Source organism: Micromonospora sp. NPDC047620, assembly GCF_043205005.1.
Lineage (GTDB): Bacteria > Actinomycetota > Actinomycetes > Mycobacteriales > Micromonosporaceae > Micromonospora.
Map to the genome: position 1 here is coordinate 1 of NZ_JBIDDG010000199.1, position 1,044 is coordinate 1,044.

Annotated in this window: 1 protein-coding gene and 1 pseudogene; both read left to right on the forward strand. The window is 70.6% G+C overall.

Features of this window, described 5'->3' with window-relative positions:
• A pseudogene (locus ACGF5C_RS35230) lies at positions 1-399 on the forward strand (hypothetical protein); the annotation flags it as partial.
• A 111-nt stretch (positions 400-510) separates the two neighbouring features.
• On the forward strand, positions 511-1,044 hold a 534-nt coding region (locus tag ACGF5C_RS35235), incomplete at its 3' end, for a DUF721 family protein (protein WP_393308809.1).

Genomic DNA, 1,044 nt, shown 5'->3' on the forward strand with positions numbered 1-1,044 from the left:
GGCCCGCATCGCGACGATCTGGATCTGATGCTCGGTTCGGCACCCGCGAAAGGCTTTGCCAGCCACGGGGAATCGTGGTCGTTCGCCTTGGCCCTGCGACTGGGCGCCTTCGAACTGCTGCGCAGCGCGGGGACGGATCCGGTCCTGCTGCTCGACGACGTCTTCGCGGAATTGGATCGCCGCCGCCGCACCGCATTGGCGGCGGTGGCCGCGGGCGCCGAACAGGTCCTGATCACGGCCGCGGTGCCCGAGGACGTGCCGCCGGAACTCGAGGCGAATCCGGTCCGGGTCGAGACCGACGGCGTGGCGGACGGGCGGACCTCGCACATCGTCGAGCCTCCGTCTTTCACGGACGAGGTCCGTGCGGACGAGCCCACCGAAGGCCGGCACATCGGGTGACGCCGATCGGCGCACTTGGGCCGAATCGCCCCGGGCACAAGGGGCGCGAGTTGTCGGACCCAGCGGCTAGCCTTGCCGCAACGCAGTGACAGGACGGGAAAGGAGTCGAAGGTGGCCGCAGAACCAGGGCGCGAAGACGGCTCCCCGCCGTCCGCCGGCCCCGAACCGGAACTGCGTGGTGTGGACCTGGCTCGTCGTGCCCTGGAGGAGGCGCGCGCCGCGGCGCGTGCCAGCGGTAAGGCGGTCGGCCAGGGGCGCGCATCACCGCGTAAGGGCGGGGTTCGAGCACTGCGCCGGCGTTCCGGCTGGTCCGGTGCGCGGCCCGACGAGCGGGATCCGCAACTGCTGTCCGCACTGGCCGGGTCGCTCGCCAAGAGTCGCGGGTGGTCCGGAAAGGTCGCCGAGGGAATGGTTTTCGGCCGGTGGTCGGCCGTGGTCGGCGACGACATCGCGGCACACGCCGACCCGGTATCGCTCACCGACGGCGTGCTGAGTATCCAGGCCGAATCCACCGCCTGGGCCACTCAGTTGCGAATGCTGCAGTCGCAGTTACTGGCGAAGATCAATGCCGCGGTCGGTCAGGGCGTGGTCACCTCGCTGAAGATCAGCGGTCCCGCCGCGCCGAGTTGGCGCAAGGGTGAGCGT